The following is an 18798-nucleotide window of genomic DNA, read 5'->3' as shown; positions in this document are numbered from 1 at the left end:
GGTCCTGGATATCCGGCCGTCCGCGAGGGAGGGCCGACGCGTCAGTCGTCGTCGGTCTCCTCGGCCTGCTCCAGCAGCGGCAGGTCCTCGGAGGTGACCAGCCGCGAGAACACCGCGTGCTCGACCAGGCGGGCGCGGCGGTTGCTGGCGAGCTTGCCGGGGCCGCCCCGCAGCCCGCGCACCCCGAGCCGGTCGAGCTTGTCGCAGACGTTGTCCAGCTTCCGGTTGAACTTCGTCAGCTGCCAGCCGAGCCGCTGCGAGGCCTGGGCCGAGGTCGGCACCGAGCTCATCCCGGACCCCTCCCGCACCAGCATCGGTTCGGCGAGCGCGAGGATGAGCAGCTTCTGGCTCGGGGTCAGCTGCACCGACCCCATGGTGGTCTCCCCCACCGGATCCTCCGGGCCGGCGATCCGTGCGAACTCCGGGGAGTCCGCATGCACCGAGAGGTCATAGGTGGTGGGACCGGCCGTGAACACCACCTTGGTCACGTCGAAGACCAGCGGGATCCGGGCCCCCGGTGCGAGCCACGCCTGCATCGAACCGGAGCCGTCGGTGATCGTCGCGGACAGGCGCGATCCGATGTTGACCAGCCACCACATCGACTCGACCTGGACGATGGTGAGGAAGCGCCGGTGGAGGAACGGGTTGTCCTCATCGACGGTGAGGTCGGCCTCGCGGCCGATGGTCAGCTCCTCGTCGTCCTCGACGCGCCACCATTCCCCGCAGAACTCGACCGAAATCGTCGACGCCATGGTCAGCCGTCCCCTCTGTCATCTCTGTCCTCGCTCATGGATGCACGGTACCTGTCACCCGGTGGACAGACACTTCTCCACCGGTGCACTGGCCAGGCCGTTGGGATTGATCGTCCGCACCTCGACGCACGGTTCCGGCAGCTGCGGAGGGATCGGCAGGGCGATCGAATTGCGCCCGTGGACCTCCTGCCAGACCCCGAACTCGTCCGCGTAGTTCTCCGGCATGTCCTTCCATCGGACCCGGTAGTGGTCCTCCTGGGTGACGCCTTCGGGCGGCTCCCAGGTGACTCTGACCATCCCGGTCTCCGTGCCCGCGCCGGGGGTGATGACCTGGAGCTCGATGGCCGTCGGTTCCCCGGGCGGATCCGGCTTCGAGGTCGCGATGTTGATGTCCGTGGTCGCGATCGGGGCCGGCTCGGGCACCAGGAAGTGGCGCACCCCGAGGCTCGCGCCCACCCCGATCACCACGACGAGCACCGCCGCCAGGGTGACGAAGGGCCATACCGGGGTCGTCGGCTTCTCCTGGCGCTGCTCCTCACCGGCACCGACGCCCGCGTGGGGCGGGGCGGTGGACGGGGAGCCGAGGGCGGCGCCGACCGGGCGCAGCATGGTCGACTCCACCGAGCCCGGGCCATCGCCCGTGCCGCTCGACCCGCCGGGGCGCGAGGCGCGGCCCGGGCCGGCCGGGGACCCCAGGGCGGGGGCGATGCCGGCATAAGGGTCGAGCGGCCGCTTCGTGCCCGGTCCGGTGACGCCTGCGGATTCCGGGTCGACGGTCGCGACCTTCCGGATCCGCGTGTGCATGTCGAGCTCGTCGTCCTCGTCGCTGTGCGCGGCTGCGGTGACCCGGTCGTCGAGCACGTCCATCTGCGTCACGGGCAGCGAGAGCGAGAGCTCCACCTGCTGCAGGCCCCGGCCGAACGCCAGCGCGGTGTCGTACCGTCCGACCTGCTCCTTCGCCATGGCGACCGAGAGCACCCGGTTCAGCTCCGCGGGCACGTCGGGCCGCTCCAGGGGGTGCAGCGGCTGGCTCTCGATGCGCTGGATGAGGTCGGAGGCGGTGTTGCGCTGTCCGCGCCGCTCGAAGGGGGTCTGTCCCGCCAGGAGCGAATAGACGGTCGCGGCCAGTGAGAACACGTCGGAGCGCACGTCCGCGCGGGGTGGGTCGGCGAAGAACTCCGGCGGTGACCACGGGATGGACATCCCCTGCGAGTCCTCGACGTCGTCACCCTGTCCGGTGGCGATGGAGATGCCGAAGTCTGTCAGCGCGGGTCGGCTGTAGTCCGTGACCAGGATGTTCGCGGGCTTGATGTCACGGTGGAGGATCCCGGCGCGGTGGGCGGTCTCGACCGCCCCGGCGATCTGCACCCCGACCCGCAGTGCCTCGGCGACGGTGATCCGCTCCCTGCGGAAGCGGAGTCCGTAGTTCGGGCGCGGGCAGTACTCCATGACGATGTACGGCCGGTGGTCGTCGGAGACCTCGGCCTGATGGATCGTGACGATCGACGGGTGGGTCGACATCTGCGCCATGACGTTGGCCTCGGCGTCGAACAGGCGCCGCACCGATTCGTCGAGCACGGTGGACAGCAGCACCTTGATCGCCACGCGCCGCTGCGGGCGCACCTGGCGATACAGGAACACGTCGGCGAAGCCACCGGAACCCAGCAGCTGCTCGTACTCGTAGCCGGGCAGCCGGGGCGGTCGCGACGGGGGTCTCGAGCTCATATCCTCTCTCCGAACGTCAGCTGCACATCGTCCCCGAGATCCAGGAGATCCCCGTCGTAGAGGACCACGCCTTCACGCGGCCGCAGGCGGACCGGTTCGAAGCCCTCCCGGTGCAGCGTGGTGCCGTTGGTGGCCCCGAGGTCGAGCGCCACCACGTGCCAGCCCTCCAGCCGCAGTTCGAGATGCGAGCGGGAGATGTCCTGCTGCGGACTCGGCACGGTGACGAGCTGCGGCACGTCGTTCGCGCTGACCCGGGAGGCACGGGGCCGTCGGCCGATGATCGCTGTGCGGTCCAGCACGAAGCGCGCGCCTCCCGAGATCATCACCACGCCCAAGGGCGGGCGGGCGACCGTGCGGGTCGCGCCCTGCAGAGGTGCGCCGCAGGTGCGGCAGGACGCCCGTTCAGGAGAGTTCGGGTGGCCATGGGCGCAGACGCGACCGGGCAGCGCCACGGCACTGCCGGCGGCCGGGCCCGAGCTCCCGGACGGCGGGACCGGAGCCTGCCGGGGCGGCGGAGCCGCGGCACCGGGCTGCTGCGGGCGCGGCCGGTTCGGCGAGCCCCCGGATCGGCCCGGCGCCGGAGCGGGCGCCGACATCGAGGGCTGCGTCGGCGACGGACGGGAGCCCGTGTCCGGGGCGGGCGGCCGCTCTGCCATGTGGACCTGCGGGTACGCAGGCTCGGGCGTCGACGGCGCGACAGCACGTCGCGCTGCGGTCCGTGCGATCTCCGGAGCGGTGCGCCCCACCCCGGGGACCCAGTCGATGAATTCGCTCGGGGCGGGCTCGGGTGCCGGTTCCGGGGCGGGTGCGGCCACGGCCTCGGGCCCGGGGTCCGGGCGCGAGGACGCCTCCGGGCTCGCGGCCGCGGGATCCGGCCCGGTCGCCGCGCTCTCCTCACCGTCATCGCCGGCCTCGCCGGCCTCGTCCTCGTTCCGACGGACCGCTGCATCTTCGATGCGACGGAAGACGGTCCTGCCGAAGAGGTCGTCGTACGCACCGGTGTTCTCGAGGTCGCTCCCCGACGGTGCCGGCGTGGAGGCGCGTGGTGCCGGATCGCGGCGCGGCGGGGCGGCGGGGCGCGGCGCGGGGGCGGGGCGGTCCTCCGGTTCGTCGTCCGCGTCGACCGGTGCGACCTGCGTATCCGGGGAGACGAACTCCTCCGCCGCGGAGCGCGGGGCTCGCTGGGTGTCGCCGTGCTCCGGAGGTGCTGGGGTCGAGACCGGGACCTGTGGTCCGGGAGCAGGAGCTGCGGGAGGCGTCTCCTCCGGAGCGCTGCGACGCGTGCGGTCGAACAGGGAGGAGCTCACGAGGCGGCGTCGGCGGGCGGCCGACGGCTGCGCTGGGTCGGCGCCGGTCGATGCGCCGGTCGATGCGCCGGTCGATGCGCCGGTGGCGGGAGCATCCGGCGTCGCCGAGGCAGGGGCCGCTGCGGTCGGCGGCGTCGGTGCGGGCCTCACGGGTGCCGGCGACGATGCCTGGTCCGGCGCCGGCGCCTGCGGTGCGGCGGCCGCCTCGACGGCTCCCCCGGCAGAGGCGGCCGGGGTCGGTGCGGAAGCGCCCGCTGCGGTCGATGACGCCGCCCGCGGTCCCGAGGAGCCGCCCGTGAAGAGTCCGTCGAACATGTTCGGCACCGAGGATTCGGGCGCGGGGGCGGTGCTGGCGGCGGCGGGAGCGGTCGACCCGGCACTGCTGCGGGATGCGGTCGAGGGCACCGCCTCGGGAGGACGAGTGCTGGTGGCCGGTCCGGTCGCCGCCGACGCAGCGGTGCCGGCCGGCTTCGGGACGTGGCGCTCGGCGCGGCGCTTCGTCACCTCCGGGTCCTCGATCGCGCGACCGTCCTTCGCCACCTGTTCGGCGAGGGCGGCCCGTGCGCTCTCCTCCAGCGCGGCAGGATCGACCGTCACGTGCACGAATCCACGCACCGGGACGATCCCCGACTCCAGGCGGGGGGCGCCGAGCCCGTCCTCGAGCGGGAGTTCCCCGAAGGCCGTCCGGCGGACGCCCTCGAGGGTGCGCAGCACGAACGGCTCGTCGTCGGTGCCGGCGATCTGCTGGGCGCCCTCGGCGGTGTAGACGGCGATGGGCGTCTTCCCCTTCACGCCGAAGACGCCCCGCGGACCGTCGTGGAAACCGAACAGGAGCGCCGTCAGCCTGTCGGCGCTTTCGAGCTCCCCGGCGTCCACCAACCGGTCCAGGAAGTCCTCCGGGGCGGGTCTCTCGCCCAGCACCGTCCAGGCCGCCTCGATGACCTGCTTGCGCAGACCGGGAACCAGCACCACCCAGGCGTTCTCCCGCAGCACCAGCGTGGCCGGGCCCTGCTTGGTCCAGGTCCCCGCGCCGAGCAGCGTCGTGTCCTCGCCGTCGCTCGCGCCGCTCATCGCCCGGTGCCATCCTCGGTGATCCCGCGCGGGAGGGTGTCCTCGTCGACCTCGAGATCGGCGCTGTCGGGCAGGTCGGTCTCGTGGCCCGCCGTGTCCTCCGAGGCCAGGGACTGGCCCACCACCTCGACCGCTTCGACCACGACGACGCTGACGTTGTCGTGCCCGCCGGCGTCGAGCGCGCGGCTCACCAGATCCCCGCAGACGGTGCGCACATCCGCAGGGCTGCGCAGCATCCGTTCGATGGCGACGTCGTCGACCTCGCCGGTCAGGCCGTCGGAGCAGATGAGCATCCGATCACCGGCCTCGGCGGGGATCAGCCAGTAGTCGGGATCGGAGTCGGGTCCGGCGCCGAGGGCACGGGTGACCATGTGCCGGTACGGATGCACCTTGGCCTGCTCCGCCGAGATCTCTCCGCGGTCCATCAGCTCCTGGACCACCGAATGGTCGACGCTGACCTGTTCGAAGATCTCTCCGGACAGGCGGTAGACGCGGGAGTCACCGAGGTTGAGCACGACCCAGTAGCCGATCCCGTCCAGGACCATCGTGGCGACCGCCGAGACCGTGGTGCCGGCGCCGAGCGTCGATTCCCCGCTGAGCTCCCCGATCCGCATCGCGGCCGAACGGAGCGCCTCACCGAGCTGCTCGACGGTCACGTTCTCCTGCAGGGTGAGCGTCTCGAACTCCTCCACGACGATGGCGCTGGCCACCTCGCCCGCGTTGTGCCCGCCCATCCCGTCGGCGACCAGGAAGATCGGCGGGACGTCGAGGATGCTGTCCTCATTGGTGGCCCGCACGTGCCCGACATGGGTGGCAGCGGCGGAGACGACCCGGATCGTGCCGTGGAGATCCGGGTCCGACAGGGAGCGGTCGATCACTGCATCCTCTCCACGGTCACGGTCCGATCACCCAGCGTCACCTGTGCGCCGGTGGGCAGGACCGTCGGGGAGTCCGGCACCAGGCTCTCCCGGGAGCCGTCCGCGCGCAGGATGCTCGAGCCGTTCGTCGACCCGAGGTCGGTCACGGTCACCTCGTCCCCGGTGCCGTCGATGCGCAGATGCGTCTTGGAGACCGAGCGGGTGTCGTCCTTCATCACGAACAGCACCTCCTCACCCGGAGCGGCCGGGTTGCGACCGATCACGACCGCTTTCTCGACGATCCGCTCACCGCCGTCATCCGTGCTCAGGCGAAGCTGCTTGACCGCCGGCAGCTGCACTGCGGAGATGCGGGTCTGCTCGAGGTCCCCCAGCGGATCGTCCGCCACGGTGAGACGGGTCTGCTCGTCCACGCCGTCGTCCTCGACGTCCCAGGCATCGCCGGTGAGGTCGCTCGGGGGATATCCGTTCCCCGGGCCGTACGGGGCGGGCGAGGCCTGCACCGGCTGGGGCGAGGGCGGCGGCGGGGCCCATCCCTGTGCGTCACCGCTGAGCGGGGCCTCGGGGGCGGACTGCGGCTGGCCCCAGGACGGCTGCGATGGCGGGATCGGGTCGATCGGCGGCGGCGCCCAGCCGCCCCCGGCGGGCTGCTGGGAGGCGGCAGGATCCGGTGCCGGCGGCGACGACCAGGGAGCGCTCGTCATCGGGGCGTCGGCGGCCGAGGGAGCGGAGCCGCCCGAGCGGTGCGGCGCGTACGGGCTCGGTGCTCCCGGCTGCTGCGCCTCGCCCCACCCGGCGGGCTCCGGCTGCTGCGCCTCGCCCCAGCCGGCGGGCTCCGGCTGCGCAGGTGCGGACTGCGCGGAGTCCTTCCATGCCGCACCGGGCTCGGCGAGCAGGTTCTCATGCGTGGACACCGCCACGGACGGCGCACCGAGGTAGTGCTCGGCCCCTGCCCGCTCGAAGTCGTCAGGACGCGGCTTCATCGGATCGCGGCCGGTCTTGAGGTCCACCACGGTGGAGTCCACGACCCGGTCGTGGAAGCCGCGCAGATGCTGCTTCGGATCCAGGAAGATCGACAGCGCCATGACCGGTGGGACGAGCCCGTACAGCACCCAGCGGCCCGCGGAGCGCAGGAACCCGATGGGTCCCCCCGCTGTCGTCCGGGTGAGACGCAGCCCGAGGATCAGCTTGCCCAGCGAGAAACCCTTGGCACCGACCAGCCAGACCATCAGCAGCACGTACGCCAGCGGGAGTGCGACGCCCACCCCGATCAGGACCAGCGACAGCGTGCCGGCGGTCCCCGACGCGACCATGACAGAGACACCGACGATCACCGGAACCACCATCAGGGTGCTGATCACGGCGTCCAGCAGTGCGGCGAGGAAGCGCTTCAGCGGCGACGCCGGGGAGCAGCCGTCCAACGGCGGCTCCATCTCGGGCCCCGCCGACGGAGCACCGGGCGCCGCGACCGGGGAGCCCGGACCGCTGGGAGCGCCCGAGGCGTACCCGGGACCGTTCTGCTGCATCGGAGGCTGCGTGACCATCACCTGATCGTACTGTTCCCGGCTGCGGAGCGTCGTGGCGCTCGGGTTCTCCGGCCGGAGGGCATCGCGCGTGATGAGCTCGACGCCCTCCTCCGGCGAGGTCACCCCCTCCCCGCGCCCGAGATCTCGCGATCGCGGCGCGGGTGCCTGCGACCAGGCACCGGGGGCGTCGGTAGCACGGCGCTCATAGGGCGAGGCCTGATAGCGCGCACCGCACTCGCCGCAGATCACCGCCCCGTCGGCGAGCAGAGTCCCGCAGGTGCTGCAGTATCGCGTCTGGCCCATCAGGCACGACCCTTCTTCGATGACGTCCGTCTCTTCGCGGTACCGCGCAACGAGGAGCGTCGACGACGCATCGCCTCGGTGCGCCGCACCGCCTTGTCCCGGGCCCGGGCCCGGGCCCGGATCCGCTTCTTCGCGCTGCGGCGGTCCGCGGACCGCCGGCGGAAGGAACGCAGCGACAGCGCCGCGAGGAGCCGCCTGTGCCACGGCACCGCAGCGGACATGCTACGCCGCGCCGCCATGACCTGCGCCCAGTACTCCTCGGCCGCCGCCTCCGGGAGATCATCCGGCCCGAACGCGGCACGATCGGCACGGCCCGCAAGGCTCGCCGCACCCATCGTCGGGATGTCAGCATCCAGGCGGGCGGCCATCTCCGCCCTGGTCGACAAGGGATCCGGGGCGCGCCCCATATCGGCCAGCTGATCGAGGATCTCCTGCCAGCCGCCGTCGATCCGGGCCGGCGGCGTGCCCCGGGTGCGACGCCGCCCTCGGCGCATCCCCTTGGCGACGATCACGGCGAGCGCCGCGAGCAGGAGCACCACGATCGGGATCAGCCCGACCCCGACGTACACCACCCACGGCGTGGGCTCGGGGAGGTCCTCCTCCTCATCGTCGGAGTCCTGGCTCATCGCACCGGGCGGAGGGCTCGGCGGCTCGGCGGGCGGAGGCGGCGGCTGGGCGACCTGTGGAAGCGGCTTCTCGACCTCCTTGGGCTCGGGCTGGGTGGGATCCTCGTCCTCGTCGGGGGCGGGGTCGAAGCGCACCCAGCCGATGCCCTCGAAGGACACCTCGACCCAGGCGGTGACATCGTCACCGGTGATCGCGACGGTCCCCTCCTGCCCCTCGGGAACCTCGAAGCCCATCACCACGCGGGCGGGGATGTCGATCGAGCGCGCCAGGACCGCGAGCAGTGCGGCGTACTGCTCCTCGTCGCCGATCCGTCCCAGCGGCTGGGCGTCGGGGGTGTCCTTGTCGAAGCCGACCTCCTCCATCATCGCCAGCAGGCGGCTGGCGCCGTGGCCGGACATCGAGGCGGTGTCCTCCTCGAGCCCGTGCGAGTAGTAGGCATCGGTCTTCACGGCGCGCGAGAGGTTCTGGAACCGTTCGAAATCGGACTCGGAGTTCCCTGACCATTCCTCGGCGTACTGCACGAAGGCATCGACCGGGGCGTTGTCCGGCAGGCTGATGTCGGAGAACGTCGCCGTGCGCTGCTGCTCGGCCGTGAGCTCGGTGTACGGCTCGTAGGAGAGCTCGTAGGTGTCCCCCGCCCGCACTCCGCGGGAGTTGACCAGGGTCTGCGACCGCTGGTTCAGGTAGAGGTTCTCGGAGGTGATGCTCGCGCGTTCCGGGGACATCTCCTCGAGGTCGATGCGGTGGGTGCGCGTGCCGACCGTGGGCATCCACACCCCGGTGTACTCGCCGATGGTCACCGTCGAGGTCTGCTCGGCGGTACCGCCCTCGTGCAGGTCGACCCCTGCGGCGGTGCGCAGGAACGTGCCCGAGTCGCTGCCCGTGTCGGTGCTGCTGGCGACGTTGTAGACCTGCAGGTCCCACTGATCCATGGCGGCGAGACGGATGCGCTCCCCGCTGCTCATGCCCGAGACGGTGAACAGCTCCGCGTCCCGCTGGTCCTTGAGGTACCCGCGGAACTCCGACAGCGGGGAGACGTACTCGCGCGGGTCGAAGGGCGGAGCGATGTGGTCGCGGACCGCGTAGCGGATCGTTCCCGAGGGCGGATCCAGCAGGGAGTGCGCGGCGAGCGCGCCGCCTCCGGCGAGCGCCATGATCACCGCTCCCCCGATCACCCGACGACGCAGCACGGGGTTCTGCCAGGAGCCGGGCCGCACCGTGTCGGAGATGATGGTCGACTGCGCATCGGCGAGCCGAGCTCCCTCGAACCTCCAGGTCAGCCACGCCACCGAGATGATCGCGTAGAGCACGCCCCGCAGCACCGGCGAGACGGCCTGGTGGGTGCCGAAGACGATCGAGACCCCGAGCAGCGCGAGCGGGAACAGCCAGGCCAGCAGGTAGAAGCGGCTGCGCATCACCACGCTCATCCCCAGCAGCGTCAGCAGCAGGACGCTGATCCACACCACGGCGAGAACGCCCTGGGCGACGCCCACCGGCGGCGCCACCGTCAGCACCGACTTCCAGCTCGTCACGGGCGCCTCGAGCAGCTCCCACAGCGCGCCGGGGCTGGGGATGATCCCCCAGATCGCGCGCGTCGGCGCCGCGAACATCGGCCCGAACAGGAAGTAGACCAGCAGCACCAGCGGGGTGAGCCGCAGCGGTCCCCAGCGCCAGCGCGCGCCGATGAGGGCGATCAGCGTGCCGAACACCAGCGCCATGATCCCGGTCAACAGGTACTGGATCCCGCCGAAGATGTCGTGGAAGCCCAGCATGGCGAGGACGAACAGCGCGGCGAGCGCCGTGATGTCCAGGGCACGACGGCCGTGGGTGACGGTCGAGAAATAGCTCTGAGGGCGCTGGGCCGCGGCTCTGGTGCTGCTCATCGACCCACCGCCCGCAGCGCCTTGGCCAGGGTGTCGAGGGAGCCCAGGGTCACCACGTCGAGGCCACCGATCGCGGACCGCTTCACCTCGGCCTCGTCGACGCAGCGGATCGCGACGGCCATCACTCCGATCGGCAGCTGGTTGGCGGCGGAGTTCAGCTCCCGCGCCGTGGTGTGCGAGCCGACGACCATCATCACCGCGGAGGCGTTGGGGGCGAGATCAGCGGCCTTCTGCCCGAGCTCGTGGAAGGGGATCCGCTCCTTGAGCTGCTCGACGACCGTGTAGTCGTCCATCATCTGCCGCAGGGTCCGGGTGCTCTGGCGCTCATCGAGGGTGAAGGGCGTCAGCTCCTTCTCCTCCCGGAAGGTCTGGCCCGAGATCGAGGCCGCGATGGAGACCGCGAGCTCGAACTCGTCGACGCTGGCGTAGTGCTCGGCGAGGTTGTCCAGCGCCACCACCACGTGGGAGCGTCGGGTCTCCTCGAACTGGCGCACCATGAGCTTGCCGGTGCGGGCGGTGGTGCGCCAGTGGACGTGGCGCCGGTCATCGCCGGGTGCGTAGTCGCGCAGGGCGTGGAAGGCGATGTCAGAGCTCGAGAGGTCCGAGGAGGGCGTGCCCTCGAGATCGCGCAGGAAGCCGCTGGCCGCCTCGTCGAGCCGCACGGTGCGGGGGTGGACGAACAGTTCCTGCTCCTTCGCCCAGGTGACCTGCCGCCGCATCAGCGAGAGCGGGTCGTCGCGCACGGAGCGCACCGGGCCGACGACCAGGACGGCGCGTCGCTTGGTGGGCACGGCGAACAGCTCCTCGTGCTCGGCGTCCGCCGCCAGTCTCGGCACCATGAACTGCGCGGTCGCGGAGCCGACGGCGAGCTCGATGCGCGAGGGCAGGATCGTGCGCTGGGTGGGGTTGGCGACCTCGACCCGGCCGACGGCACGGGTGCCCACCACCACGCGATGGGTCTGCAGGTCGAGGGTGACCCGGTAGGACGCCTTGCCCAGCACGAACAGCGCCGCGATCGCCAGGGGCACGGTGAGTGCGAAGGCGATCACGTTCAGCTCGGTGAGGTGCAGGACGAGACCCGCGATCCAGCAGACGACGGTGACGGCGAGCACCGTCCAGCCGATGGGTGAGACAACGTCCAGCACGGGGTGGATGCGCCGCAGCCACAGTTCGACCACGCGATCGCGCAGACCGGCCAGCCCGGTGCTGGAGGCGCCGTCGGGCACAGTTCCCTGACCGCTCGCCGTACCGGGGGCGGAGGGCGTGCTGCCGGAGGACCGGTCGCTCCTGGACCGGAGGCGCCGCCGACGGGAGGCCGCCCGGGCATCCGCCTTGGCGGCGCTGCGGCGCTTCTTGGCCTCGGCCTTCGCCGCCTTCGCGTCGGCGGTGTCGGCGGGGACGGTGTGCGGGGAGCTCATGCCGTCTGCTGTCGCGCCTGAGGCGGTGCCACCTCGCTGAGGATCTTGGTCATGACGCTCTTGGCGGTGGTGCCCGCGAACTCGGCCTCGGGGTCGAGCACGAAGCGATGCAGCCAGACCGGCTCGACCAGGTGCTTGACGTCGTCGGGGATGACGTAGTGGCGTCCGTTGACCGCAGCCCACACCTTCACCGCCCGCATCAGGGCGAGCGCGCCACGGATGGACACCCCGACCCGCACCTCGGGAGCCAGGCGGGTCTCCTCCATCAAGCGGGAGACGTACTCGAGCACCGCCGGGTCGACGTGCACGGTGGAGGCCAGCTCCGTCATGTCGTTGACGGCCTGCAAGGAGATCCTCGGGGTGAGCTGGCTGCTGCGGTCGCGCAGCGCGGAGCCCTGGAGGATCTGCACGCTGGAGGCATGATCGGGGTAGCCGATCGAGGTCTTCATCAAGAAGCGGTCCAGCTGGGCCTCGGGGAGGCGGTAGGTGCCGGCCTGCTCGATCGGGTTCTGCGTGGCGATCACCATGAACGGGTTGCCGACCTCATGGGTGACGCCGTCGACGGTGACCCGCCCCTCCTCCATCACCTCGAGCATCGCCGACTGGGTCTTCGGCGAGGCACGGTTGATCTCATCGGCGAGCACTACGTTGGCGAAGACCGGGCCCTTGTGGAACTCGAAGGACTTGGTGTTCTGGTCGTAGATGGTCACGCCGGTGACATCGGAGGGCAGCAGGTCCGGGGTGAACTGGATGCGGGTGCTGGTGCCCTGGACGGTCGCGGCGATCGAGCGGGCCAAGGAGGTCTTGCCGGTGCCGGGGGCGTCCTCGAGCAGCACATGACCGGGGGCCATCATCGAGGTCAGCACCAGGCGCACCACCTCGTTCTTGCCGAGGACGGCCTGACCCACGCTCTGGACGAGCTTGTCGAAGGTCTCGGCGAACCAGTGGGCCTGTTCGGGGGTCATGCTCATGCGGGATGTGTGTCTTTCTGCTGGAAGGGGTGAGATGGGCGCTCCGGGACGAAGGGCGGGCTCGTCAGTATGGCCTGTAGATGCCGTCCGCGATCTTCACCCATTTGCCGTTCACGGTGGCTTCGACGGTCATCGGCCAGGAAGGCACGCCGCCGCGAACGTATCCGTAGAAGTTCGATCTCGGCGCCGAAGTCGCCGTACCGTTGCTGTCCGCCCGCAGCTCGATGGTCTTGTATCGGGTCTCCCCCTCGTTGGAGAACGCCACCCGGTATGTCTCCCCAGGCGTCATATTGCTCAAGGTGATGCGGAACCATTTGCAGTTGTTGTTCGAGCAGCCCTTGGTCCCCGGAGGGGTGTCCCCACCCCAAGAGACTTTGGACATCTTCGGGGTCCGCTGCCACGATCTCGCCTTCTGCGAATCCGATACCGTCGCGCTCTCCAGCCCTTCATCGATCGAGACATAGGCTTCAGCCTTGACCGACGAACCCGCCTTGACGTTCTTCGGCACCGAGATCGAGCCGTCCGTCGTGGTCCGGAACTCCCCGCCACCGATGCGGTAGTGGATGGTCCTGCCGGAACCGCCTCCATCACCGTGTGCAGTGAACGTGAAGGTCACCGGGCATTTGCTGGCACCGGTGCATTTCGCGCTCGACGACGAGATCGACGGTTTCGCAGGGCCCGTGTAGGGACGCACGGAGTTGGACTGCTTCGACAGGTCGCTCACCCCGCCGTTCGCCTCGAAGCCGTTGCGGGCCTCGACTGTGAACCGGTAGGAGGTGCCGTTGTTCAGGCCGGAGAGGGCCACGCTGGTCTGCGACGCGTCCACGGTCTTCGAGCCCCCCTTCCACCGCACCACGTACTTCGTGACCGTGGTGCCGTTGCCGTTCGCCGGTTCCCAGTGGACGGTCGCCCGGCCGTTCGGGCCCTCCCCCTTGCCCTCACTGGGCATGGTGGCGCGAACCCCGGCGGGGGCCGAGGGCTTCGCCCACGGCGTGACCGCGTTGGAGGATCCCGACGCATCGACCCCCCGGCCCACGGAGTTCACGCCGGTGTAGGTGAAGCTGTACTCGGTGTCGGGGTCCATCTCGAGGAACCTGGTGGACGTCCTCGACGCATCGACGGTCTGGGACTGGCCCGAGGAGGCCGTGATGATGTAGTCCGTGATCGGCTCGCCGTTGGCTTCCTTCGTCGTCATCGCCGGCCAGGTCACCTCGATGCCGCCGCCGCGCGGATCGTTGACCCGTTCTGCGGTCGGGGTGCCGGCCGGCACCATCGGCTTGCCCGCTGGGTGCTCCGGCCGTGACCACCCGGACCAGTCGGAGGGCTCCTCCGCCAGGTTGCTGGCCCGGATCCGGAAGCGGTAGTCCACGCCGTTGACCAGTCCCGGGAACACGGTCTGAGTGGTCCCGCCGGAGATCTCCTGTGCGGAGATCTCCTGGGTGGCGGTGTTCTGCAGCTGGACCTCATAGGTCTGGATCGCGGAGCCGCGGTTGACCGGCGGGGTCCAGGTGACCGTCAGCTGCTCGTCCCCCCGCTCCACGGCAGGGGCCGCTGGCTGCTCGGGTCGCACATCCGGTCGCGCCACCGCCGAGGCCACCGACGGATCCGACGGACCGACGTCGTTGGTCGCGACCACCTGGAAGGTGTACTCGGTATCGTTCGTCAGTCCCGTGATGGTGCATGAGGTGGAGGCGCACTCCTGGGAGACCGCAGGACCGCTCGCGGAGGAGACGGTGTATCCCGTGATCGGGGCGCCGTTGTCCACCCCGGCGTTGAAGGTCAGCTCCACGAATCCGTCGCCGACCTCCCCGATCCGCGGCGCCGACGGCGCCTCCGGATACCCGCGCACGGTCACCCGGATCTCCCCGGACGCCTCCCGGTCCGGATCCTCCGTGTCATCCAGGACCGTGTACTGGGCGGTGAGGATGCCGTGGAAGTCCTCGGCCGGAGTGATCGTGACCTGGTTCCCGGTCGGCGAGACTTCCCCCTCGCCGGAGACCAGTGACGCACTGGTCAGGGTCCGGTCGCCTCCCGGGAAGGGGTTCGAGTCGTTGGCGAGCACATCGACCTTCTCGGTCCGGCCCGCATCGATCGCCGCTTCGTCCAGGGCGGTGGAGATCTCGGGGCGCTGCGAGCCGCCCACGGTGAGCTGGACGGTGGCCGGGACGGCGGGGTTGGTGCCGTCCGTGACACTGACCGGCACGTCGACGACGGTGCCCTTGGCCGACTTCGACGCCGCGGTCGCGGTCAGGGTCGCGCCCTCCAGAGCGATGGTGACCCCCGGAACCGCCTCGTACTCGCCCAGGGCGTAGGTGAGATCGTCACCTTCAGGATCCTCGGCACCGGCCGAGAGGTCCAGGGTCGAGGCGGGGCCGCCCTGCTCGACCTCGAGCTGAGCGCCCTGGAACGTCGGCGGGAGGTTCGTCTCCTCGGGCGCGACCTCCACCGGGATCGCCAGTGTCGCAGTGGCCGCTGAGGGATCGCCCACGGCACCGTCGGTGACCTCCACGGTGATGGTGTCCTTGCCGGAGAAGCCCTCGGCCGGCCGGTAGACCAGGGTGGACTCGTCCGCCACCAGCTGGCTGCCGTCGCTGTGCAGTGCGGTGACCAGGCTGGGGTCGGTGATCTGCACGGACTCCGCCCCGGGGCGGACCCGCACGTTGTTCGGATCCGCGAGATCGATGGTCCCCTCGGAGCCGGCCTGGACCGTCAGGGGCGGCCCCACCCACACGGGAGCCTGCTTCGCGGTGCCGGGGACCCAGATGTAGCCGGCCGACTCCAGATCGTCGACATCGGTGATGAGGTAGCGGATCCGCTGCTGCTGCTCCTGCGGCACGATCCGGATGGTCCCGTCCTCACGCAGCTCGGCTCCCTCGAAGGTGCCGTCGATCTCGAGCTCGAGATCGTTGGTGCTGCCGTCGGGATCCGAGTCGTTGGCCAGCACGTCGACATCGATGAACTGCGTCTCCGGATCCATGACAGCTGCGGCCTCGACGAAGTCGTCCCGGGCCACCGGGGAACGCAGCGGCGCGTTGCTCGCCACCTTGATGGTGGCGGTCGCGGAGCTCTTCAGCTGACCGTCCGTCGCGGAGTACAGCACCGTGTGGGTGCCGGGCTCCGAGGGGGTGACGACGGTGAGGTAGCCATCCTCCTGCCCCTCGCCGGGTGGGATCTCCTTGATCTCGGTCATCGCCTCGACATCACTGCGGACGATCCCGAGATGGTCGCCCTCGGGATCGGTGTCGTTGTCCAGCACGGGGATCTGCACCTCGCGGTCGGGCCGCACCTCCACGACGTCATCGACCGCATAGGGGGCCTGGTTCGTGTCATTCGGGGCGGCCACCCCCACCAGCACTTCCGCGATCCCGATCGCGCCGTGGCGATCCATCACCTGGTAGCGGAACCGATCTGTGCCGCGCGAGTCGTCGTAGGGCAGGTATTCGATCCATTCCCCGTTCGCGCTGACGATCTCACCGAGCTCGGGCATCGGGCTGGCGATCCCGGTGAGCATCACCGAGTCGCCGTCGGGGTCGATGCCGGTCGTGGACACCGGGATCCTCACCGAGGTCCCGGCCACGGTCCGAGCGGTGAGGTTCTTGGGCTGGGGGGCGGTGTTCTCCGCGTCCCGCGGCACGATCGTGATGTACACCAGCGCGGAGCCGGTCCGGCCCGTCTCGTCGACCACCTGGTACTGCACGACCGCTTCGCCGCCGGCGTCGTCGTCCGCACGGAACCGGAGCTGGTCCTGGTTCGGTTCGGTGTGGCCGAGATCGTCGGCCCGGGAGGTCCCCATCTCGCTGCCGAGGTGCATATCGGAGCCGGTGGGCGAGATGTCGTTCGCGATCACGTCGATGTTGACCATGTCCCCGGCGCGCACCACCGCCCGATCCGGCACCGCCTCCGGATTCGCGAACTGGGTGTCCGTGCTCACCACCATCACCCGGATCGTGCCGGTGGTGGTCCCGGAGGAGTTCGCGACCTCGTAGGTGACCGGGACCGGTTCATCGGTGACCATCGCCCCGGGCTCCGCCTCCACCCGGACGAGATGGTGGTTCACGACGGTGGCCTTCAGCCCGCTCTCGGCAGGGACATCGATCGAGTTGACGACGAGGACGCCGCCGGTGGGGTCGACGTCGTTCTCCAGCGGGTCCAGCAGCGTGTCGGTGCCGGTGGTGACCGTGCCCATGTCATCGACCGCGACGGGTTTCAGCTCATCCGTCGTGGGCTCGACGATGTCCACCCGCACCAGACCGAGCGACGCGGTGCTGGCGCCGCTCGCTGCGACCGTGTACTCGAGGTAGTAGGTGCCCGGGGTGCTTCCGGTGATCTCGATGGTCCCGGCCTCCAGCGCAGGCTCGGCCTCCACGCCGTCGGTCTCGCTCACGCTGAGCAGTTCGAGGTTGCCCCCATTGGGGTTGAGGTCGTTGACCAGCGGCTTGATGGTGGTGCTGCGGCCGGCGACGACGCTGGCGTGATCCGCCGTGGTGATCGGCGCGAGGTCGGACTCGGTCACGGACTCGATCTCGACGATGCCCTCCGCGGCGAGGCCGTTCTCGTCGCGGAAGGTGAGCTGGATCTGTTTGGTGCCCGGGGCCAGGCCGGCGTCGTTGAAGGTGATCAGCCCATCAGGACGGAACGTGACCAGGTCCTCGGGGGGCACCGTGGCATTGGCGAGATAGAAGGCGTCGCCGTCGGGATCCTCCCAGTACGGCAGGATGTTGAAGCTGATCTCCTCACCCGAGCGGACCTGCACCTTCGTGATGGTCTTCTCGGCCGGCTCCGGTGGCGAGTTCTCGCCCTCCGCCCGCACCTCGAGGTTCACCCTCGCGGTGTCCGTGCCGCCCCGGCCATCATCGGCCTGATACGTGAAGGTGCCGGTGCCGGTGGCGTCGGCGGCGACCTCGATCTGCAGCTGGGTGCCGCCGCGGATCGGGGAGACGGTGCCGATGCTCGGCTGGTCGCCCTGCACTGCGACGGTGAGGATGTCTCCGTCGGGATCGGTGTCGTTCTTCGTCACCGGCAGCACGATGCTCTTGCCGGGCCGCACGCCGAAGGTGTCCTCGTTCGCCGTCGGAGGGCGGTTCTCCTCGTCTCGCTCGGCAGCCGTGTTGGTGATCGTGGTGGTGAGGGTCTCCTTCTCCTTCTCCTCCTCCTTGCTGGTCTGGATGTCCTGGTTGATCACCCAGTTGTCCACCAGCTGCATGCTGTCCATGAGCTCCCAGGACAGGCCGAACTTCTGGTCGTTCAGGACCACCAGATCCTGATTGACGCGCAGGGTGAGGTCGGCCGCGCTGTCCGCCTGCGGGATGCTCTCGGCGATGGGGTCCTGGCCCTCGCAGGCGCGGACGTAGCGCTTCGATCCGCCCCAGGCGCCGTACGCGCAGCCGTCGACCTGGGCCGGCTTGACGACGTCGGTGCCGGTGCCACCGGCATCGATCTGCAGTGCCTTCCCGCCGTCGAACGGGATGATGAACAGCGAGTCGACCGTGGAGACGACGAAGGTGTCCGCGGCGGGCCCGGACTGCTGCAGCTGCGCCTTCTCCAGGGAGGCGACCCCGTAGTCGGCGAGGCTGTACTCGTCCCCATCGGTGCCCACGCGCAGCAGCTGGTTCTCGCGGTCGAGGATCACCGGCCGATTCCCGACGGCGGAGAGCTGAATCGCCTCGGTCTTCTGAGAGACACCGGGAACCTCGATCGGGTCCTCCGCCGTGGTGTCCCGGGTGTCCGACGCCCGCGGGTAGGTCAGCAGGTTCGACCCGTCCAGGACGAAGACCACGCCTTCGTCCGAGACGGCGACCGGCCGCTGGCGGTTTCCGGCCTCGAGCACGGGTTCCACGGATCCGGGGCTGAAGGCCGCGGCCTGCTCCGGGGACACGATCCAGACCCGGCCGTCCGGAGCGGCCATCACGATGCGGTCTCCCCCGATCTTGACGGTCGTGCCCGTCGGCAGCTCGACCAGACCGTTGCGAGTGACCGACGCGGTGTTGATCGGCGTGAACCCACGCGGCCCGGTCTCCAGCACGGTGTATCCGGACTGGATGATGTCGAGGTCCTGGCCGGTCGAGGACAGCCGTGCATCGAGCTCACCGGCGTCGACGTTCAGCCGGCCGAGCAGGCCGAGCTGCTCGTTGGTGACCCAGACACCTCCGTTGGAGACCTCCACGTCGGAAGAGGACAGGCCCGGATAGCGGATCGCGAAGCCCGTCAGCACCAGCGCCACCACCGCCAGCACGGCCGAGGAGACGACGGTCAGTCGTCTCCCCGTGCGCCGCTTCGATCCAGCGGTGTCGGACATGCTCATACCCCCAGGGCCTGTTCGATTCGTGGCACGGGCGCCGCC

General features: G+C 70.5%; 9 protein-coding genes. All 9 read right to left on the bottom strand.

All coding sequences use genetic code 11. The features are described 5' to 3' along the window. Positions 1 to 41 precede the first annotated feature (41 nt). The 9 genes from CFK38_RS08165 to CFK38_RS08125 all read right to left on the bottom strand — a co-directional run bounded on the left by CFK38_RS08165 (position 42) and on the right by CFK38_RS08125 (position 18753). A complete protein-coding gene (locus CFK38_RS08165; RefSeq protein WP_096802635.1) occupies positions 42 to 752 on the bottom strand; it encodes an FHA domain-containing protein in 711 nt (236 codons plus the stop codon). Positions 753 to 806: 54 nt separating this feature from the next. Beyond that, complete coding sequence (locus CFK38_RS08160) at positions 807 to 2477, bottom strand: serine/threonine-protein kinase (protein ID WP_096802634.1); 1671 nt, start codon at positions 2475 to 2477, stop codon at positions 807 to 809. Next, entirely contained in the window at positions 2474 to 4855 is a 2382-nt protein-coding gene (locus CFK38_RS17770; protein WP_096802633.1) for an FHA domain-containing protein, read from the bottom strand. The genes CFK38_RS08160 and CFK38_RS17770 overlap by 4 nt, the downstream gene beginning before the upstream one ends. Beyond that, a complete protein-coding gene (locus CFK38_RS08150) occupies positions 4852 to 5733 on the bottom strand; it encodes a PP2C family protein-serine/threonine phosphatase (RefSeq protein ID WP_096802632.1) in 882 nt (293 codons plus the stop codon). Before CFK38_RS08150 ends, CFK38_RS17770 begins: the two co-directional genes overlap by 4 nt. Next, the gene (locus CFK38_RS08145) at positions 5730 to 7274 is read right to left on the bottom strand and encodes an RDD family protein (RefSeq protein WP_245851263.1); all 1545 of its coding nucleotides are present in this window, start codon (positions 7272 to 7274) and stop codon (positions 5730 to 5732) included. The genes CFK38_RS08150 and CFK38_RS08145 overlap by 4 nt, the downstream gene beginning before the upstream one ends. Positions 7275 to 7558: 284 nt before the next feature. Then, positions 7559 to 10069: a transglutaminase domain-containing protein gene (locus tag CFK38_RS08140; protein ID WP_096802630.1), complete on the bottom strand. Its 2511-nt coding sequence runs from the start codon at positions 10067 to 10069 to the stop codon at positions 7559 to 7561. Beyond that, complete coding sequence (locus tag CFK38_RS08135) at positions 10066 to 11487, bottom strand: DUF58 domain-containing protein (protein WP_096802629.1); 1422 nt, start codon at positions 11485 to 11487, stop codon at positions 10066 to 10068. Before CFK38_RS08135 ends, CFK38_RS08140 begins: the two co-directional genes overlap by 4 nt. Then, positions 11484 to 12458 (bottom strand): AAA family ATPase, encoded by a 975-nt coding sequence (locus tag CFK38_RS08130; protein ID WP_157773415.1) that lies wholly within the window; start codon positions 12456 to 12458, stop codon positions 11484 to 11486. The genes CFK38_RS08135 and CFK38_RS08130 overlap by 4 nt, the downstream gene beginning before the upstream one ends. Positions 12459 to 12522: 64 nt before the next feature. Beyond that, entirely contained in the window at positions 12523 to 18753 is a 6231-nt protein-coding gene (locus CFK38_RS08125) for an Ig-like domain-containing protein (RefSeq protein WP_096804271.1), read from the bottom strand. Positions 18754 to 18798: the final 45 nt, after the last annotated feature.

This window comes from Brachybacterium vulturis (assembly GCF_002407185.1).
Lineage (GTDB): Bacteria > Actinomycetota > Actinomycetes > Actinomycetales > Dermabacteraceae > Brachybacterium > Brachybacterium vulturis.
The sequence above is the reverse complement of the archived record's forward strand: the minus strand, read 5'-3'. Positions and strand labels throughout refer to the sequence as shown.